Here is a 1,456-nt window from a genome sequence, read left to right as displayed (position 1 = left end):
GTCCTCCAGCGCCACTTCGGAATCGCCGCCGAGGCCGAAGGTGCGCATCGCCACGGCCTCGACCATGGTGCGGAAACCGCCGACGGTGGCGCCCTCCGGATCGAGCCGCGGGCGGCCGCTGTCGAGCACGGCGACGTCGGTGGTGGTGCCGCCGATGTCGGAAACCACGGCATCGTCGAGGCCGGTCATGTGACGGGCGCCGACGAGGCTGGCGGCGGGGCCCGACAAAATAGTCTCGATCGGCCGCTGGCGGGCGAAGGCGGCGGAAACCAGCGCGCCGTCGCCGCGCACCACCATCAGCGGTGCTGCAATGCCGCGCGCTTCCAGAAACCCTTCGGTCGCCGCCACCAGCCGGTCGATCATCGAGATCAGCCTGGCGTTGAGCAGCGTGGTGAGCGCGCGGCGCGGGCCGCCGAGCTTGGCCGACAGCTCGTGGCTAGCGGTGACCGGCAGGCCGGTCTTTTCGCGAATCAGGTCGCGGGCAGCCAGCTCATGCGCCGGGTTGCGCGTGGCGAAGTAGGCGCAGACGGCAAAGCCCGAAACCGAGCCGCCGAGCTCAGGCAGGGCTGCTTCGAGGCCGGAGAGGTCGAGCTTGGCCGCATTGCCGTGCACGTCATGCCCGCCGGGGCAGAACACCACCGGGTCGCTGCCGAGCGCCGTCTTCAGCCCGTCGCGGGCAAGGTCGGCCTCGGAAAAGCCGATCATGATCAGCGCGACGCGCCCGCCCTGGCCCTCGACCAGCGCGTTGGTGGCCAAGGTCGTCGACATCGACACCAGCTTGATCGAAGCCGGATCGGTGCCGGCCTTCTCCAGCACCGCGTCGACCGCGCCGGAGATGCCGACAGCGAGGTCGTGCCTGGTGGTCAGCGCCTTGGCCTTGGCCAGCACCTTGCCCTTCGGCCCGCCTTCCTCCGCCCACAGCACGGCGTCGGTATACGTGCCGCCGGTGTCGATGCCGAGGAAGAGCGGGATTGGCTTGGCGGTCATTTTTGCAGGCAGTCCGGGCAAAAGGATTGGTGCCTGCCCTTAGCCGATATGGCGTTGCGGATAAAGCCGGGAGAGATGGGCCAAGGGGGTGGCGCGACGATGAGTTGCCGAACGCTGGCGGGACAGCACCCCCTCTGTCCTGCCGGACATCTCCCCCTCAAGGGGGGAGATCAGATGTCCCCTGCACTTTCGCCAATCGCCAACGCTGCAGGAGGGCGCCGGCACCTAAGCTGCCAATCTCCCCCCTTGAGGGGGAGATGCCCGGCAGGGCAGAGGGGGGTGGCTTGGCACCAACCTTGCAGGAATCGTCCAGCGCCGGCGCGGCCCCTCATCCGCCCTTCGGGCACCTTTGTAACTTGTCCCGTGCCGACTCTGCTATTGCAGCAGGTGCGGTGGCGGACGAGAGACCGGAGCATCTTTGGGCCTTGAAGCCCGTGGGAGAGCGAGGGTCTTCGTCCGCCGTTCCATC

At 68.6% G+C, this 1,456-nt stretch carries 1 protein-coding gene; it reads right to left on the bottom strand.

Going from position 1 to position 1,456, the window contains the following annotated elements:
• The coding region (locus EN781_RS32440) for a hydantoinase/oxoprolinase family protein (RefSeq protein ID WP_145965787.1) at positions 1 to 987 on the bottom strand (987 nt) is incomplete at its 3' end.
• Positions 988 to 1,456 lie beyond the last annotated feature (469 nt).

Source organism: Mesorhizobium sp. M4A.F.Ca.ET.090.04.2.1 (assembly GCF_003999085.1).
Taxonomy (GTDB): Bacteria; Pseudomonadota; Alphaproteobacteria; order Rhizobiales; family Rhizobiaceae; genus Mesorhizobium.
The sequence above is the reverse complement of the archived record's forward strand: the minus strand, read 5'-3'. Positions and strand labels throughout refer to the sequence as shown.